General features: G+C 62.5%; 9 protein-coding genes. All 9 read left to right on the forward strand.

Features of this window, described 5'->3' with window-relative positions:
- Nucleotides 1–50: 50 nt before the first annotated feature.
- Nucleotides 51–2,570 carry a glycoside hydrolase family 31 protein gene (locus ABIT76_09195; GenBank protein MEO7933319.1) on the forward strand — a complete coding sequence of 840 codons (2,520 nt, stop codon included), beginning with the start codon at nucleotides 51–53 and terminating at the stop codon, nucleotides 2,568–2,570.
- A 26-nt stretch (nucleotides 2,571–2,596) separates the two neighbouring features.
- Nucleotides 2,597–4,360, forward strand: coding sequence for an alpha-L-fucosidase (locus tag ABIT76_09200; protein MEO7933320.1), 1,764 nt, complete (start codon nucleotides 2,597–2,599; stop codon nucleotides 4,358–4,360).
- A 52-nt stretch (nucleotides 4,361–4,412) separates the two neighbouring features.
- The gene (locus ABIT76_09205; protein MEO7933321.1) at nucleotides 4,413–6,455 is read left to right on the forward strand and encodes a family 43 glycosylhydrolase; all 2,043 of its coding nucleotides are present in this window, start codon (nucleotides 4,413–4,415) and stop codon (nucleotides 6,453–6,455) included.
- 67 nt (nucleotides 6,456–6,522) lie between these two features.
- Complete coding sequence (locus tag ABIT76_09210) at nucleotides 6,523–8,454, forward strand: glycoside hydrolase family 97 catalytic domain-containing protein (GenBank protein MEO7933322.1); 1,932 nt, start codon at nucleotides 6,523–6,525, stop codon at nucleotides 8,452–8,454.
- A 24-nt stretch (nucleotides 8,455–8,478) separates the two neighbouring features.
- Nucleotides 8,479–10,872, forward strand: a complete 2,394-nt coding sequence (locus ABIT76_09215; protein ID MEO7933323.1) for an alpha-L-arabinofuranosidase C-terminal domain-containing protein — start codon at nucleotides 8,479–8,481, stop codon at nucleotides 10,870–10,872.
- A gap of 34 nt (nucleotides 10,873–10,906) precedes the next feature.
- The gene (locus ABIT76_09220) at nucleotides 10,907–14,242 is read left to right on the forward strand and encodes an S-layer homology domain-containing protein (GenBank protein ID MEO7933324.1); all 3,336 of its coding nucleotides are present in this window, start codon (nucleotides 10,907–10,909) and stop codon (nucleotides 14,240–14,242) included.
- A gap of 22 nt (nucleotides 14,243–14,264) precedes the next feature.
- A complete protein-coding gene (locus ABIT76_09225; protein ID MEO7933325.1) occupies nucleotides 14,265–16,307 on the forward strand; it encodes an alginate lyase family protein in 2,043 nt (680 codons plus the stop codon).
- Nucleotides 16,304–16,546, forward strand: a complete 243-nt coding sequence (locus tag ABIT76_09230) for a hypothetical protein (protein ID MEO7933326.1) — start codon at nucleotides 16,304–16,306, stop codon at nucleotides 16,544–16,546. Before ABIT76_09225 ends, ABIT76_09230 begins: the two co-directional genes overlap by 4 nt.
- Before the next feature lie 96 nt (nucleotides 16,547–16,642).
- Nucleotides 16,643–18,056 (forward strand): alginate lyase family protein (locus tag ABIT76_09235; GenBank protein MEO7933327.1); only part of this gene is annotated, 1,414 nt, incomplete at its 3' end.

Genomic DNA, 18,056 nt, shown 5'->3' on the forward strand with positions numbered 1-18,056 from the left:
GCCGGGCACCTCGGCCGCTTCCTCCCCTACCTCGCTCCTTGAGTTTCACCATGATAAAACTGAACCATACCACCCTCCCGATCTTGCTCGTTTGCCTCATGAGCACCGCACCGATCACTTTGCGGGCCGCAGTCGAGCAGGTGCAGCCTCATTCCCGCGGCGCCTCGCTCCAGCTCACCGAGGGCCGCCTTCAGGTTGATTTTGTCACGGACCGCATCGCCCGCGTGCGCGCTACCAAGAACGCCGATTGGTCCAAGACGCCCAGCCTGATGCGCGTCGAGGTCGCCGAAGTCCCCGGCCGGATCCGCGTCAAAGAATCGTCCGCCACCGTCGAACTGCGCTCCGACCAGCTCATCGTCCGCATCGACCGCGCCACCGAGGCGGTTTCGTATTTCGACGCGGACGGCAAGCCGCTCCTCACCGAGCACCCCTCGCAACCCCGGACGCTCGAACGCGTGGAGGTGATCAAGTCGCTCGCCGATCCCGCCTCCGTCACAAAAGTGACGACCGTTGACGGCGAGCGCGAACGGGTGGGCAACTACATCCAGCGCAAAGATCGCGACGCATGGCGGGGCAAAGTCTCCTTCCGTTTCGCCAAGGACGAAGCGCTCTACGGCCTCGGCTTCGATGAAACGTCCGACCTGAACCTGCGCGGCACCACCAAGCGGCTCTACCAGCACAACCTGCGCATCCTTATTCCGTCGCTGGTTTCCACTCGGGGCTACGGGCTGCTCTTCGACGCCTACTCGGCGATGACTTTCGCCGATGGGACCAACGGCGGTTCGATGACCTTCGACGTGATCGACGACCTCGACTACTATTTCATCGCCGGTCCCGACATGGACGGCGCGGTCGCCGGCTACCGTCAACTCACCGGCCAGGCGGCGATGTTGCCCCGCTGGGCCTACGGCTACGTGCAGTCCAAAGAACGCTACAAAACGCAGGACGAACTGGTGGCCACGGTGAAGGAGTTCCGCGACCGCAAGATCCCCCTCGATGTCATCGTGCAGGACTGGAGCTACTGGATCTCCTCCCAGTGGGGCGGCGACGTTGATACCAAGCGCTATCCGGACGTCGCGAAAATGATCCGGGACATCCACAAGCAAGACGCCCGCGTGATCATTTCCATCTGGCCCAACCCCAGCGACCTCTCCACCGCCGGCAAGGCGCTCAAGGACGCCGGCCACACGCTAGCCGGCACGCCCTTCATCGACTTCTCCAATCCCGAGGCGCGCAAACTCTACTGGGAGACCGCGGCATGGAAGCCCTTTGGTCAACACGGCATGGACGGCTGGTGGTGCGACTCGACCGAACCTGAAAACGTGGACTGGCAAAAGGACCGACCGGCCGATCCGGATTCCGTCAACATTGCAGGCCTGGCCAAGATCATCGACCCGCAATACCTGAACGCCTACGGCCTCTGGAGCGGGACCGGCATCTTCAAAAACCAGCGCGCCTCCGCGCCCGACCGACGCGTGCTCAACCTCACTCGTTCCACTTATGCCGGAGGCCAGCGCACCGGCTCGGTCATCTGGACCGGCGACATCACCGCGAGCTGGGAGACGCTCGCCAAGGAAGTGGCCTCCATGCAGAGCATGAGCGCAGCCGGCTACCCCTATGTCACCACGGACACCGGCGGCTTTTTTGTGGCCCGCAAGGCGCAATGGTTCTGGCGCGGACAGTTCGACAAGGGCGTGGCCGACCTCGGCTATCGCGAACTCTACACGCGCTGGCTCCAGTTCGGCGCGTTCCTGCCCATGTTCCGTAGTCACGGAACCGATACGCCGCGCGAGCCCTGGCGCTTTGGCGAGCCGGGCACGCCGTTTTACGACGCCATCATCGGCACCATCGACCTGCGCTACCGCCTGCTGCCGCATCTCTACTCGCTGAGCGGACGGGTTGCCCGGCAGAACGCCTCGTGGATTCGCCCCGTCGCCTTCTCGTTCCCCGAGGATGCGAAGACCCACGACCTGAAGACCCAGTTCATGGTCGGCGACGAACTCATGATCGCCCCCGTGCTCGCGCCCAAGCTTTACGGGCGGGACTCGACGCCGGTGAAGGACGCCCCCGGCAGCGTGGACGTTTACCTACCCAAAAACTCGGCGTGGATCGACTTCTGGACCGGTCGTCCTCTGTCCGGCGGACAGACCGTCAAGGCCGACGCCCCGCTGTCGCATTCCCCTCTCTTCGTGAAAGCCGGCTCGATCCTGCCGCTCGGTCCCCGCGTGCAACACTCCGGCGAAGCCCCCTCGGCCCCGCTTGAGTTGCGCGTGTATCCGGGTGCCGACGGTTCCTACCTCCTCTACGAAGACCAAGGCGACGGCTGGGGCTACGAAAAAGGTGCCTACTCCGTGATCCCTATAACCTGGAACGACCGCACCCGCACCCTCGTCATCGGCGCGCGCCGAAGCGAGTTCCCCGGCATGTTAAAAATCCGCACCTTCCGCGTCGTTCTCGTCGCCCCCGGCGCGGGCACGGGTATCGAAGCAGCCGATACCGCTGCGGAAGTCCGCTACGACGGACGCACCTTCAATGTGCCTCTCCCCGCCTCAGCCCAACCCACCAAGTAAACGTGCATCAATCACACTCCCTTTCCATGCGCCTCCTACCCGCCCTCCTCACCGCCACCGCCCTGCTGGCATCCCTCGCGTCCGCAGCCGCCACTGCCTGCGCCGCTCTGCCGCCACTGCCTCCGTTCCCCGCGCTACCCGCCACGCAGGCGATCGACAGCGTGCCCATGGCCGACTCCAAGAATGCGGCCGAGGTAAAGCTCAACCTCCCCATCGCCTCCGGCCCCTACGCCCCCACCTGGGAATCCATCGAGAAAAACTACCCCGGCACCCCCGCTTGGCTGCGCGACGCCAAGTTCGGCATCTGGGTTCACTTCGGCCCGCAGGCCGCCGGCCAAAGCGGCGACTGGTATGCCCGCAATCTCTACAAACAAGGCTCCATCGCCTATAAAAACCACCTCAGGGACTACGGCCATCCTTCCGTATCCGGCTACAAGGAGGTCCTACGAGACTGGAACCCCACCAAGCTCGACCCCTCCGCCCTCGTCGCCCTCTACAAGGAAGCCGGCGCACGCTTCCTCATGATCCAAGGCGTCCACCACGACAACTTCGACATGTGGGATTCCCGCTACCAACCGTGGAACTCCACCCGCCTCGGACCCAAGCGCGACCTTCTTGGCGAATGGACCAAGGCCGCCCGCGCCGCCGGAATCCGCTTCGGCGTCACCTTCCACCACGAATACAATTGGTGGTGGTGGCAGACCTCCTTCGGCTCCGACAACAAGGACGGCCCCAAGCCCGGCGTTCCCTACGACGGCAAACTCACGCTCGCCGACAGCAAGGGCAAGTGGTGGGAAGGCCTCGATCCGCGTCTGCTCTACGGGGTCGATCTGCGCGAATACAAAGGCGTCGTCGCTGCCGCCAACCACCCGTGGAATCCCCCGCCCGACGGACTGTTCCAAAACCACGCCGCCTACGCCAAATGGTATGCCACCTGGTGGGCTCTCCGCATGATGGACGTCGTTGATAAATACTCCCCCGACTTCATCTACACCGACGGCACCAACACCCAGCCTTTCAGCGGCGCGGGCACTGGCACCGGCCTCAAAGCCGACGCCATGCAGACCGTCATCGCCGACTTCTACAACCAGACCCTCCAGCGCCGTGGCAAGGTTGACGTCTTCAGCATCGTCAAGTTCCGCCCCAAGACCAACGGCACCGTCAACACCGAGGAAGGCGGCATCCCCCGAGGCATCAAAATCGACCAGCCCTGGATCGCCGAAACCCCCGTCGGCGACTGGTTCTACGCTCCCGGCTTTACCAACGACTCCTCCGCCGTCATCCGCTACCTCCTCGAAGAAGTCGCCCGCGACGGCAACGTCTGTATCTGCATCGCCCCGCACCCCGACGGCTCCCTCGACGACAGCACCGTCAAGATGCTCAAGGAAACCGGCCAATGGATGCGCCTCAACGGCGACGGCATCTACGGCAGCAAGGCGTGGACACGCCTCGGCGAAGGCGCCGACGGCAAGCTCAACGTCCTTCCCGGCGGCAAGATCAGCCGCCGACAGGCCGACCACCGCTTCGCCCCTTCGGACATCCGCTTCACCGCCGGCAAGGACGGCAACCTCTACGCCTACTGCATGACCGTGCCCGCCACCGGCACCGCATTGCGCATCACGTCGCTCGGCACCACCGCCAACCTCGCCGGCAAGCCCGTCAAATCCGTCACCTTGCTCGGCTACACCGGCTCGCTCACGTGGAAACAGGAAGCGGACGCCCTCGTCGTCACCCTGCCCGACACCTCCACCTTCAAGACCGCGCTCGGGTTTAAAATCGAGACGAAGTGAAAAGTCTGGCCGACGGTTACCACCTCCTTCCCGTTCAATAAATTTCTTCCTTATGACAATACCCACCTTATCCTCCACCCTCCGCCTGTTCTCCGCCTGCGCGACCTTCGCCGCCCTCGTTTTCGCCGGTGGCGGCCTCCACGCCGCCGCCGCGTCCGAGCCGACGAACGCGTATCTGATGGTCCACTTCACCGGCGAGTCCCCGCGCGGCGAGCAGATCTACTTTTCCGTGAGCGAGGACGGCCTCCACTGGAGCGAACTCAACAACTCCGAGCCCGTGCTCGTCTCCACGATCGGCGACAAGGGCGTGCGCGATCCCGCGCTCGTCCGTTCGCCCGACGGGAAAAAGTTCTACCTGCTCGCCACCGATCTTCGCATCGCCAACCGCAAGGGTTGGGGCGCGGCCCGCGCCCAAGGCAGCACCTCTCTGGTCATCTGGGAATCGACCGATCTCGTGAACTGGTCCGCGCCCAGGATGGTCGATGTCGCGAGCGCGATTCCCGAAGCCGGCTGCGCCTGGGCCCCCGAGGCGATCTACGACGAGAGCAAGGGCGACTACTTCGTTTACTGGACCACGATGTCCCCGCGCGACGGCGTGCGCGAGGGTCGCATCTATTACGCCCGCACCAAGGATTTTCGCACCTTCACCCCGCCCGAGCTCTACATCGAGCGCAAAGGCCCCAGCGATATCATCGACACGCAGATCATCGCGGTGAAGGGGCAGAAGCACCACTTTTATCGCGCCTCGCGCGACACCCAGATCACGATTGAAGGTGCCGATTCCCTCACCGGCCCCTGGGAGCGCATCGGCGACATTGCCCACCTCGGCTACACTGGCCGCCAGGTTGAGGGCCCGGCTTTCCTCCAGTTCAACCAGGAGCAAAAGTGGGCCCTCCTCGTCGATAAACCCGGCCAGGGGGGATACTTCCCCATCGTTATCACGAACTTCGACGACCCGCGCGGCTACCAGCTGCTGCCGGCCGACGCCTATTCGTTTGGTGCCGGCGAAAAACGCCACGGCGGTGTCCTGAACATCACCCAGAGCGAACTCGCCGCCCTCCGCGCCAAGTGGCCCTCGCACCCGGCACCTCTCACTTCAATGGCAAACCAGCCGGCCGTCCCGGATGTTGCCGTCGGCGCGCCATCCGATCCGTCCTCGCTGATCCATCCGGGCGAAACCTGGCCGGACAACCGTGGCAAACACATCCAGGCGCACGGTGGCGGCGTCATCCAGGTGGGCGACACGTGGTATTGGTTCGGTGAGGACCGGGAGAACCAGACGACGGCGACTAAACCGAACGAGCGCTACGTCTCCTGCTACGCCTCCCGGGATCTAATCCATTGGGAGTTTCGCAACAAAGTCGTGGGCGGGCTGCCACCGGTGCCCGAGATCAAGGCACCTTACGCCTTCGAGCGACCCAAGGTGTTCCCCAATGCAAAGACCGGCAAATTCGTGATGTATATCCATCTGGACGACAGTTCCTACAAACTCGCCCGCGTCGGCGTCTATGTGTCGGACAAGGTGGACGGGAACTACAAATTCGTGCGCAGCTTCCGGCCGCTCGGAAAAGAAAGCCGCGACATCGGTCAGTTCATCGACGACGACGGCTCCGCCTATCTGATCTTTGAATGCCGTCCGACGAAGGGCTTCTTCATCGCGAAGCTCTCCGCCGATTACCTCGATGTGGAAAAGTCGGTCTGCTTCATCAAGTCGCCGCTCGAAGGCGGCTCTCTGGTCCGATACGAGGGCCTCTATTACCTGATCGCATCCCACATGACCGGCTGGTTCCCCAATCCGAATCTCTACGCCACCGCCAAGCGTCTCGAAGGCCCGTGGTCGGAGTTCAAAGACATCGCGCAGCCGGAGATGAAGACCTACGGCTCGCAATCGTCCTATCTGCTGAAAGTCACCGGATCGAAGAAGACCTCGGTCATCTACATGGGCGATATCTGGACCCCCAAGAATCACGCGGACAGTCGCTACCTCTGGATGCCGCTCGAAATCAGCGGCGGCCAGCTCCGACTGCCTCCGCCGACCCCGTGGACGCTCGACGTCAAAACGGGCGAAGTGCGCATCGCACCCTCACAAAATTGAACATGAAACGCCACGTGATCCAACTTGTCGTCGCCCTCGCCGCGGCGGTTTTTACCTTCCATCCTCAGTGCTAAAATTCACCTTCATTCTTCTCTCTGTTCTCCCACTGAGTCTCCTCGCGGCGGTTAAAAGCCCCGACGGCAAACTGGAAGCAGACTTCACGCTCAACGCCGACGGCGCGCCTCGCTACACCGTGAGCAAGGCCGGTCAGCTCGTGCTGCGTGAATCGCGGCTTGGCCTCGTGCGCGACGACGCCGACTTCTCCCAAGGCCTCACCCTGATCGAGACGTCCCCGACGGAGCCGGTGGTGGATCGCTACGAAATCCTGACCGCCAAACGCCGCCTCAACGACTACCGCGCCAATCGACAAGTTTATCACCTCGCCACCAAGGCCGGCAAAAAAATGGACGTCATCTTCCAAGTGTCCAACGAAGGCGTCGCCTTCCGCTACTTCTTTCCCGAAACCTCCGCCGAAATTCGCACGCTCACGGCCGACGCCAGCTCCTTCCATTTTCTGGCCGACACGAAGGCGTGGCTCCAGGCCATGCAAACCGCCAAGTCAGGCTGGGTGCAGACCAATCCCGCCTACGAGGAGTTTTACCAGAAGGAGATTCCCGTCGGCACGCCGTCACCGTTGAAACAGGGCTGGGTTTACCCCGCTTTGTTCCGCACCGGCGACACCTGGCTGCTTGTCTCCGAAGGCACCTTGGCGCGCACCGCCTGCGCCACGCACCTCGGCGACGCGTCTCCGGACGGCGACTACGGCATCGGTTTCCCCGATGCCCGCGAAACCATGCACGGCGAGCCCGTGAACCCCGCATCGCCCCTCCCGTGGCTCACGCCGTGGCGGTTCATCGCCGTCGGCAGTCTCAAAACCATCACCGAATCCTCCCTCGGCACCGACCTCGCCGACAAGCCGGCCGTCACCCTGCCCGCGGGCTCGGTCAAACCCGGCAAAGCCTCCTGGAGCTGGCCGTTGCTCGGCGACAACTCGGCGAACTTCGACACCCAAAAGGAATTCATCGATTACGCCGCCGACATGGGCTGGGCCTACACGCTCATCGACGCCCAGTGGGACAAACAAATCGGCTACGAAAAGATGAAGGAACTCGCCGACTACGCGCAGACCAAGCACGTCGGCCTCCTCCTCTGGTATAATTCCAACGGCAACTGGAACGGCGCCCCCCAGACGCCCAAGAATAAACTCCTCACCCACGAAACCCGCCTCGCCGAATTCGCCCGCCTCAAAGCTATGGGCATCAAGGGCCTCAAGATCGATTTCTTCGGCGGCGACGGCCGGCCGGTGATCGCCTACTACCACGACATCCTCGAAGACGCCGCGCCCTACGGTCTGCTTATTAACTTCCACGGCACCACGCTCCCGCGCGGCCTGCAACGCGCCTACCCGCACCTCATGACCGCCGAGGCGATCAAGGGCCTGGAATACATCACCATGAATCAAAAGGTCGCCGACCAGGAGCCGACGCACGCAGCCATGTTGCCCTTCACGCGGAATGTTTTCGACCCGATGGATTTCACCCCGGTCGCGCTCGACCGCATCAACAACAAGATCAAGCGCCGCACCACCGGCGCGTTCGAGTTGGCCCTCTCGGTCGTCTTCACCTCGGGCATCCAGCACTACGCGGAAATCCCCGCCGGCATGGCCAAGATGCCCGCCTACGTGAAGGATTTCATGAAGCAAGTGCCCTCCGTGTGGGATGACACTAAATTCATCGACGGCTACCCGGGTAAATTCGTCGTCATCGCGCGCAAGGGCGACGGCCGCTGGTTCATCGCCGGCATCAACGGCGAGCCCGTCGCGAAAACCGCCACACTCGACCTGCGCGAGCTGCCCGCCGCCACCAGCGGCCGCCTCATCACCGATGATGAACGCGGCTCGTTCACTGGAGAAACCGTGACGCTTACGCCTGACCGCAAGCTCACCGTCACGCTCAAACCCAACGGCGGCTTCGTCCTGGTGCTCCCGCAGCAGCCTTAAAAACCGGCGCGTCTTCACTCATTTATGTTTCAAAAAATCTCGCTCCTGTTCGCCCTCGCCGCGGCGGTTTTCACCCCTCACGCCTACGCCGCTCCCGCGACGATTTTCGTCCAAGCCGATCAGTCCGGCCACGCGATCTCGCCGCTGCTTTGGGGAATCTTTTTCGAGGACATCAACCTCGCGGCCGACGGCGGTCTCTACCCGGAGTTGGTCCGCAACCGCTCCTTCGAGGGCAGCGACGGTCTGCGCTATTGGAGCATTTCCGGCGGTGGTGAAGGGGCGAACGCACCGGCCATCGACCAATCTCGGCCGTTGAACGCATTCAATCGCAGCAGCCTGCGCGTACGTCAGGGCAGGGGGGTCGTGCTGGAAAATACCGGCTACTGGGGCATGAACTTGGTCGCCGGCGAGACCTACACTTTCCGGATCGCCGCGCGAGGCGACTCCGACCTCCAAGGATCCCTGAAGGTCGAGCTCCGTGACGCCGCCGATGGTGTGGTCGCCTCCGGCAATCTCGCTCTCAACTCCAAGGGCCATGCGTGGAATCAATACTCGCTCAAGCTCGTGCCGTCCCGGACCGCCGCCTCCGGCAAGCTGCGACTCTCCCTGTCCGGCAACGGCGATGTGTTTCTCGACATGATCTCGCTGAAGCCCAAGCGGACCTGGAAGGGGCATGGTCTGCGCGTGGACCTCGCCGAGTCTATGGATGCGCTCAAGCCGGCCTTCTTCCGATTCCCCGGTGGATGCTGGGTCGAGGGCGATGAACTCGCCGGTGCTTTTCAATGGAAAAACACCATTGGCGATGTCGCCTCCCGCACCACCCAGCAAAACCTCTGGGACTACGTTTCCACGAACGGCCTCGGCTACCACGAATATCTGCAATTGTCCGAGGACCTCGGTGCCGAGCCCGTGTTCTGCATCAATGTCGGTATGGCGCACCATGAGTCCGTGCCGCTCGACCGCATCGGGCCCTACATCCAGGACGCGCTCGACGCCATCGAATACGCCAACGGCCCGGTGGACTCCGTGTGGGGTTCGCTGCGTGCCAAGAATGGCCACCCCGCGCCGTTCAATCTCCGCATCGTGGAGATCGGCAATGAAAACGGCGGCCCCGACTACGCCGAGCGCTGGCCGCTCTTCGTCAAGGCGATCAAGGCCAAGTATCCCGAGATCACCCTGATCGGAAACTACTGGGCGAGGGGATACCCGAAGGAACCCATGCCCGAGATCATCGATATACACATTTACGACAGCCCCGAAGGTTTCATGCGCAGCGCCACGAAATTCGACGACTACGATCGCAAAGGTCCGAAAGTCTTCATGGGCGAATACGCGGCGACCAAGCGTGCCGGCTTCGGCAACCTCCGCGCCGCGCTCGGTGAGGCCGCCTTCATGACCGGCCTCGAGCGCAACGCCGATGTTGTGACGATGGCCGCCTATGCGCCGCTGTTCACCAACATCAACCACCGGGCCTGGAACCCGAACATCATCAACTTCGATAGCTCCGACTGGTATGGCACCCCGAGCTACTACGTGCAGCAGATGTTCAGCCGCAACGCGGGTCACACAACGCTGCCCGTCAAGGTGAGCAGCGATGAGCTGATCCAAGGCGAGGCGAGTGGTGGGATCGGTGTCGGCACTTGGGATACCCAGGCCGAGTTCAAGGACATCAAAGTGACCGCGCCCGACGGCAAGATTCTGTTCCAGTCGGACTTCGCTAAAAACGGCCTCGCGGGCTGGAAATTCAAGGGTGCCGGCGAGTGGAGCGTGCACGATGGCGTGCTGCGCCAGACGGCCGAGAAACAGAAGGTGCGCGCCCTGATCGGCGACCCGTCCTGGAAGGACTGCACGATCGAGTTGAAAGCGCGAAAACTCGCAGGCCTCGAAGGTTTCATGGTGCTTTTTCAAATCCGTCACGAGGAGGACCGCACGGGTTGGAATCTCGGCGGTTGGGGCAACAAGGCTTATTACGTGGGTCTCGACGACGCGGAGAACCGTCTCGACGGATCGATCGAGACCGGTCGCTGGTATGACCTGAAAGTGGAGCTGAACGGCGACCGCGTCCGTTGCTGGCTCGACGGAAAACTCATCCACGATTTCCGCCGCCCCAAACTGACGACCCAGGCGATCTACGCCAGCGCCACGCGCGACACCGCGACCGGCGAGATCATTCTCAAAGTGGTGAACACCGCCGCGAGCCCGACCGAGACGAGCATCGATCTCGTCGGCATCGCGAAACTCTCCGGCCCAGCCCGCGCCCTCGTGCTTACATCCGAGAGCCCGAATGACGAGAACTCCCTCGCTGCGCCGCACAAGATCGCGCCGCGAACCGAGGAGTTCACGCTCTCGGGCACGCGCTTCACTCGCAGCTTCCCCGGCAACTCCTTCACCGTGCTGCGCATCCCCGTCGCCAAGTAAGCCGACGACTACGTATCCATAAATCAACGACACCATGTATCGCACCATCCCCATTTCCTGTCTCGTGTTCTCGCTATTCGCCACGGCGGGCGCGGTGGCGGCGAAACCCGAACCGACCATCCTCACGAACAACGTCGTCGAGCTGCGCGAGACGCTCTCGCCGCAGGGCTTCGTGCACCCGGGCATCAGTTGCAACGCCGAGACGCTCGCGATCATGCGGGAGAAGGTGCTCCAGGGCGTTTCTCCGTGGGTCGATTACTTCGAGGGGATGCGCCGCACCCGTTTCGCGGACCTGAAGGAGCGTCCGAAATTGGTCGGGCAGATCACGGACGACCCCGGCATCGGCGCGTTCGCCCACGACGCCCAGCTGGCCTGGGCGCAAACCATCCTCTACGTCGTCACCGGCGACGAGGCCTATCGCAAGACGCCGCTGGAGATTGTCCGCTGGTATGGCTCTCGCACGGACGAAAGTTTCTTCCCGCAGTATTTCACCGACAGCCACATCAAGATCGGAAAATACGTTTACACCCTGGCCAGCGCTGCGGACATCCTGCGCGCGACCACTCCGAAGAATGCCAAACTCGCCGTGACGCCGGCCATGATCGACGCGCTTCAGCAGAACTGCCTTCTCCCGATCCGGAAGAACTGCATCGAGCGCAACGATTACTTCATGAACCAGCATTCCTACGCTATCATGGGGTTCCTCGCGTCCACGATCCTCGGCGATGAGGTCGAAGACTACAAGCGAGCCGTCGAATGGACGACCGTCAATGCCACATCCCCGAACCAGGGGCGCAATGGTTCGATCAAGCAACAGATTCGCCTGGTCACGCGCAATGACAAAACTGGCGAAGCCGTTCCGCCGAATCTTCAGCTTGTGGAAATGGGACGCGACATGGCCCACGCGGAGGGCAATCTCACCAATTTATTGATGATGTCGAAAACCATTGATTTTCAGAAAACGAAAGTTGATCCGGTGAGCGGCACGGTCAGCGACAAAGCGGATGGGGTTTCGCCGATCCATTTTCTGGACGACCGCCTGCCCAAAGGCGCGGCGCTGTTCGCAAAGTACAACCTGGGGTATGGCCTACCCTGGATACCCACCTATACCGAGACCGATCCAAAGCATCCAGATTATTTGGCCAGATTCGATCAGCCCAGTTGGCGTGGCGGGATCGGAGGCAGCGGATTTGTCGGTGGTTATTACTATTACAAAACGCTGGGTCTCGATATGGAGTCGGGGCCATTGCAGTATATCAAAGTCGCTTTTGACGCCACGGCTGCCAGTCGGGAGAGTGTGAGATCCGGCGGCTATTTAGATACTCTCCACAATTACGGCTTCGATTTCTGGATCGGGTTGCCCGCAGCCGCATCCGGCGCCGCACCCGACCCGGAGAAAGCTAAGCGCGCCCTGGCGACAGTGCTCCCACCATTGGAAATAACCTATAACGGCATTCCGGTGCAGGGCCAGCAGTTCGAGTATCACTTCGTGGATTTGTCGGCCCACGCCCAGCCTGGCGACATCTATCCGGGTTCGCCCATGGATATTCCCTTGAAGGTCGTGCGAGATGCCGATGGCACAGGCTATGTCCGGATGACGCTCGAAAAGGAGCCGCGCAGCATGGCGGTGTTTGCCAGTTTTCCGGCTGGATCCGGGTTGCGTGTGCGTTCCGATAACTTCGTGAAACTCGACTTCTATGGGAATGAGGACTACGCGAAGCAATCTCCCAAGCAGACGATCTATCTTCCCAATACCCGCGGCGAATGGAAATACGTGACGATCAACCGCGGCGGTGGTGGTCGCTATATTCAAGCCACTCCGATGGACGGGGCTGCGTCTCTCGATTTTGATCGAATCGACACGGAGGCTGCTAAAGTCCTGCCGCTGAGTTTTGATGTGGCAGAGGACTCCAAATCGTTTCCAACGTATGCCGGTGCGAAGCTTGAAAAGGATTATACGGCAACCTATGCGGACAAGCGGTTGGCTGGAGAAACCAGTGTTGGAAGTGAGAAGGAAAAGATCGAATACGCGGCACGAAATCTTCCAGTGGGCGCGGCTCTGGACGGCACTTCGGGCAAATTCACATGGACGCCATCCGTCAATCAGGCCGGCGATCACACGCTCTACATTACCGCACAGACCCCCGTCTCCCTTAAAACCATACGCGTGGACATCCACGTTGCTAAGAACTTGCAGGCCGCATTGGATTACGTGGCCAGGGTCTATGATCCAAAGGAAAAATACGAGTCAGCAACAGTAAAAGCATTCAAAGCGGCTTTGCAAACCAAGGACCTTGCCACAGTCAGGAAGGCCGCCGACCAGTTGGCGCTGTTGAATCCGAGGTTGGCGGACGGCAGCCTGGATTACCGCATGGCATCTGCCGGACCTGAACGTGGACTCAGCAAGATGGCCGATAACGACCCCCTTAGCTGGGGCGGCCTCTGGGGCTTTGACAAGAACGTCACGATGGATTTCGGCAATCACTTCAAGGTCAAGTCCGAGGCGTTCCGCATCCAGTGCCGCGATGGTTTCCCCATTCGAGTGGCGGAGTCCGTGGTCTATGGATCGAATGACCGCAAACACTGGACGCTCTTAACCGAGAACAAGGCCAAAGCCTCCGCCGAGTTGCAGACCTTGACAGTCAAGGAGGAGGAGCGGGACAAGCCTTACAGGTATATCCGTCTGTTCATGCCGGCCAAACCGTTCCCCATTTTCGAGATCGCGGAGTTTCGCATCGTCGGCGAACGCATCGAGGACTACAGCCCCGATCAACGCGTGGCCTACATCTCGGGTTATGCCGACGGCACCTTCCGTCCGGACCAGAAACTGACCAAGGCCGAGGCGGTCTCGCTGCTGGCCGGTTTGGTGGACGACTACACCGACAAGGGTGTCTACGAATGCGCTTTCGTCGATGTGCTCCCCGCCGCGCCTTACTTCGACGATGTGGCCTATATGTCGAGCAAGAAGCTCGTCTCCGCGGACGGGGACAAGCGCTTCCACCCGGATGCGCTTATCACGCGCGGACAGTTGGCCGCCATCATGGCACGCATGCAGGCTCCAAAGAGAAAAGACGGCCCCGCCGCCTTGGAGGATGTGCGCGCCGACACGCCCCATGCCACCGACGGCGCGTTCCGCCCGAACGCCCCGGTGACCCGCGCCGAGTTCGTGGTGGCCGTAAACCGGATGAGCGGGCGGGCTGCCACCGAGCAACCGCGCGAGGGCCTGCCGAAGTTCTCGGACGTAAGCGCTTCGCACTGGGCCTACGCCGACATCATGAGAGCCGCCACCACCTATCCGCTCCCGTCGGCTCCGGCCTCCACCGCGTCCCCGGCGATGCCCGCCGTATCGCGAATCCTGATGGCGGAGTGATCCCGCTTCTTACTTTTCCAATATGATCCATCGTTTGCCCCTCATCGGCTGTTTCCTCCTCGCTCTGTTCATCGGCCAGGCCGTCCCGGCTTGTGCCAAAGAGTTCATTCATCCCGGTGGACTGCACTCCCAAGCCGATCTCGACCGCATGAAAGCCAAGGTGTCCGCGGGCGAGAGCCCGTGGATCGACGGGTGGAACGCGCTCATTCGGGACTCCAAAGCGCAGAGCGATTACCGCGCCGCCCCGCACCCTCACATGATGGACCGAGGGCGGGCACAACGGGACGCCAGCGCCGCCTACCTCAATGCCCTGCGCTGGATCATCTCCGGCGACAAGGCGCATGCCGACTGCGCCGTGCGCATCCTCAACGCTTGGTCCGAAACGATGAATGAGGTTTCCCATGGCAATGATCAGCCGGGCCTAGGCGGCATCCCCATCGGCACCTTCGCCGTCGCGGCGGAGTTGATGCGTTCCTACCCAGGCTGGCCCGCCACCGAACAAGTCCGCTTCAAGCGCATGCTCGTGGATTTCATGTATCCCGTTTGCCACGACTTCCTCACCCGGCACAACGGTCGCGGCGACTCGGCCTTTTGGGCGAATTGGGACACCTGCAACATGCGCGCGGTCATGGCCATCGGCGTCTTCTGCGACGACCGCGCGAAATTCGACGAAGCCGTCGAGTATTTCAAAAACGGTCGCGGCATGGGCTCGATCCGCAACGCCGCACCCTTCCGCTTCGAAGACGGCCTCGTCCAATGGCAGGAAAGCGGCCGCGACTACGCCCACGTCATGGGCGGTCAGGGGCTGCTCTTTGAGTTGTGCCAGATCGCCTGGAACCAAGGCCTCGACCTCTTCGGCTACGACGACAACCGCCTGCTCGGCGCCGCCGAACACGCCGCGCAATACACTCTCTGGAAGGGCGTGCCTTATCGCTATTACACCAACAGCGATAGCGCCAACCAGTTCTACATCTCGGAGAACTACCACGGCCGCCTCGACGCCTCGCACTTTGAGTTAGTCTATAATCACTACGTCGTGCGGAAGGGGCTGAAGGCTCCGCACGTCCAGCTCTTCGCCGCACTCCGCCGCCCCGAACCCGGCGAGATCGACGTCATGGGCTACGGCACGCTCACCTTCACCCTCGATGCCGCCGCGTCCCCGCTGCAGACCGAGGCGCCGCCGACACCACGCGAGGTGATCGCGAGCTCGGGCCTGCAACGCGTCGAGCTGAAATGGTCGCCCTCCGGCGCCTACAATGCGCACGGCTACGAGGTCAGCCGCGCCACCGCGCCGGGCGGCCCTTTCACCTCCATCTACTCGACCACTCGGTGGACCACGCCCCTCTACACCGATACCGACCTCGAGCCCGGCCGCAGCTATTACTACACCGTCTCCGCGCTCAACAACGCCGGCAAAAGCGCCCCCTCCGCGCCCGTGAACGCCATCCCCGCCAAGGGAGAGCCGTTGCCCGCGCTCAGTCAGCGCATCTCCGTTAAGGGCGCGCTCTATTCCAAAGCTGCGGGCAACTCGTTCCTGGTCCCCGCCACGGGCCGCGAGTTGGACGGGAGCTTCGCCGGTCAACCCGTGGACGGCGATTTCTGTATCACCGCGCGATTGGCGGACTGGAATGGATCCGTTGGCATGATGGGGCTGACGGTTCGGGAACCGGGTGCGAAGAAGCCGCGTGCTCTAGCGGTGACCTTGGGCGAAATCGGTGGACGCCTCGCGCGCTTTCGCACGCGGGTCGATGGCAAAACCACGGTCCAGCGCGGCTGCGACTATACCTGGCTGCCCGTCTGGTTCCGCATTCGGCGCGTGGGCGACGCGTTCACCGCCTACCAATCTTCCGATGGCATCGAGTGGTTTGAGATCGGCAAGAGCACCGTCGCGCTGCCCCGCACCGCGTTGGTCGGCCTGCTCGCGAGCGGCGGCGCAACTCCGCCCGGACGAAAAGCGACCGATTCCCCCCAAGGCGTCATCGACCACGTCGCGATCGAGCGGAGCCGGCGGCCCCGCCACCCGCGCCCGGCGCGCTCGCCACGACCGTGCTCGATGACGGCGTGATTCGCTTGGACTGGAAAAAACCATCCGTCACCTCGCAAAGCGGCGTGAAGATCGAGGCCTCGCTCGATGGTGCGCCTTTCTATGAAATCGCCGATCTCGCTGCCGCAGCCTCGCGTTTCGAAAACACCGGCATCAAGCGCCCCGCCGCCCTCCGCTACCGCATTCGCACCTACAACACCGGAGGCTACTCGGCCTACTCGAACGTCGCTCCGGGCGAGCCCGCGCCGCAGGCCAAATGAGCCGCTCGTTCCATGTGATTGGGATCGAGCGGGGGGCCTCTCCGCCCGGAGGCTACACTTAGCCTACGCCAAGGTTTCAACCGCCCTAGACCATTTATGAAAAACACAATTTGGATTCTTTGCTCCGTAGTTTGGGGGCTGCTCTTGTCGGATGCGGCGCTGGCGCACCCGATCACCTTCAACTCCACGATGACCTATTCCGCCGCCCAGCCCTCCGGCGCGGCCGATAGCGTCGCCCAGTGGAGCGGAGCCGCCTTCGACGCCGCGAACATCGGTGGCTCGGGCGTGAACGCCGACGGCGGCGCGAACAACGGCACGGCCAACGACGCGAGCACACGGGTGACCAACCAGACGACCCAGGGGCAGACTTTCACGACCGGGAGCAACGCCAATGGCTACGAGGTGAGCGGCATCACCGTGCGCCTCGTGGGCTACACGAACAACACGGCGACCGGTGCCAACCAACCTTCCTGGAACCTCGGGGCCGTGAACTGGCCGACCACGGTGACCGTCGGCAAAGTGAACGGCACGACGCATTCGCTCCTGTCGATCCAAAACTTCATGCCGGGAGGCGAGGGCAATCCCGGCGTCGGCAGCAGCGCGAACGGGCCCGGCACCTACCTCACCTTCAACCTGCCGTTTCCGGTCCACCTTAATCCCAACACGACCTACTGCTTCGACGTGGCCACTGGCAGCTCCTTCGAGTGGCTCGGCACGAGCAGCGATCCTTACGCTGGCGGCACGGCCTACACTCGCAGCGGATCAACGATCACGCCGTTGTCCGGAGACCGGGTGTTCCAGGTGAACATGACGGCATCGGCGGCACCCTACGCGCCGTTCACGCACCCCGGTGCCTTGCACACGCAGTCCGACTTTGACCGCATGAAGGCCAAGATCGCCGCAGGCACCGCGCCGTGGAAAACCAGCTACGACCAGTTTGTTGGAAGCCGATTCGCGTCAACGGGTTGGGGGCCCACTCCATACGAATATATCAACCGAGGCGGGACGGCGCAGAACAACTACACCCGCACCCAGTGGGACGGGCAGGCGATCTACGAGCTCTCCCTGCGCTGGAAGCTCACCGGCGACGTGGCCTATGCAAACCAAGCCGTGGTGATCGCCAACGCGTGGTCGGGAAAACTTTTGGGCATCACCGGCGACAGCAACTTCGCACTTGCGTCCGGCATCTGCGGCTATCTCTTCGCCACGGGCGGCGAAATCCTGAGCACCTACCCCGGCTGGCCCGCGGCGCAAAAGCAGGCCTACAAGGACATGATGATGCGGGTGTTCTACCCCTTGAACCAAGAATTTCTTTGGCGGCACAACGGCACTCCCACCAACGCTGGCGGCAACACGCATTACCGGCTGAACTGGGACACGGACAACATGGCCTCGATGGCCGCCATCGGCATTCTTTGCGACAACCGCGCCGTTTACCAGCAGGCGGTGGACTACTTCAAATTCGGCTCGGGCAACGGCCGCGTGGAGCGCGCGGCGTGGTATATCCACC

The organism is Chthoniobacterales bacterium (assembly GCA_039930045.1).
In the GTDB taxonomy this organism is placed as follows: Bacteria; Verrucomicrobiota; Verrucomicrobiia; order Chthoniobacterales; family DASVRZ01; genus DASVRZ01.

Excerpts from the sequence above, each read along its gene's own strand:
- ABIT76_09220 (MEO7933324.1), top strand. The coding sequence starts at position 10,907 with ATGTATCGCACCATCCCCATTTCCTGTCTCGTGTTCTCGCTATTCGCC.
- ABIT76_09205 (MEO7933321.1), top strand. The coding sequence starts at position 4,413 with ATGACAATACCCACCTTATCCTCCACCCTCCGCCTGTTCTCCGCCTGC.
- ABIT76_09215 (MEO7933323.1), top strand. The coding sequence starts at position 8,479 with ATGTTTCAAAAAATCTCGCTCCTGTTCGCCCTCGCCGCGGCGGTTTTC.
- ABIT76_09200 (MEO7933320.1), top strand. The coding sequence starts at position 2,597 with ATGCGCCTCCTACCCGCCCTCCTCACCGCCACCGCCCTGCTGGCATCC.
- ABIT76_09195 (MEO7933319.1), top strand. The coding sequence starts at position 51 with ATGATAAAACTGAACCATACCACCCTCCCGATCTTGCTCGTTTGCCTC.
- ABIT76_09225 (MEO7933325.1), top strand. The coding sequence starts at position 14,265 with ATGATCCATCGTTTGCCCCTCATCGGCTGTTTCCTCCTCGCTCTGTTC.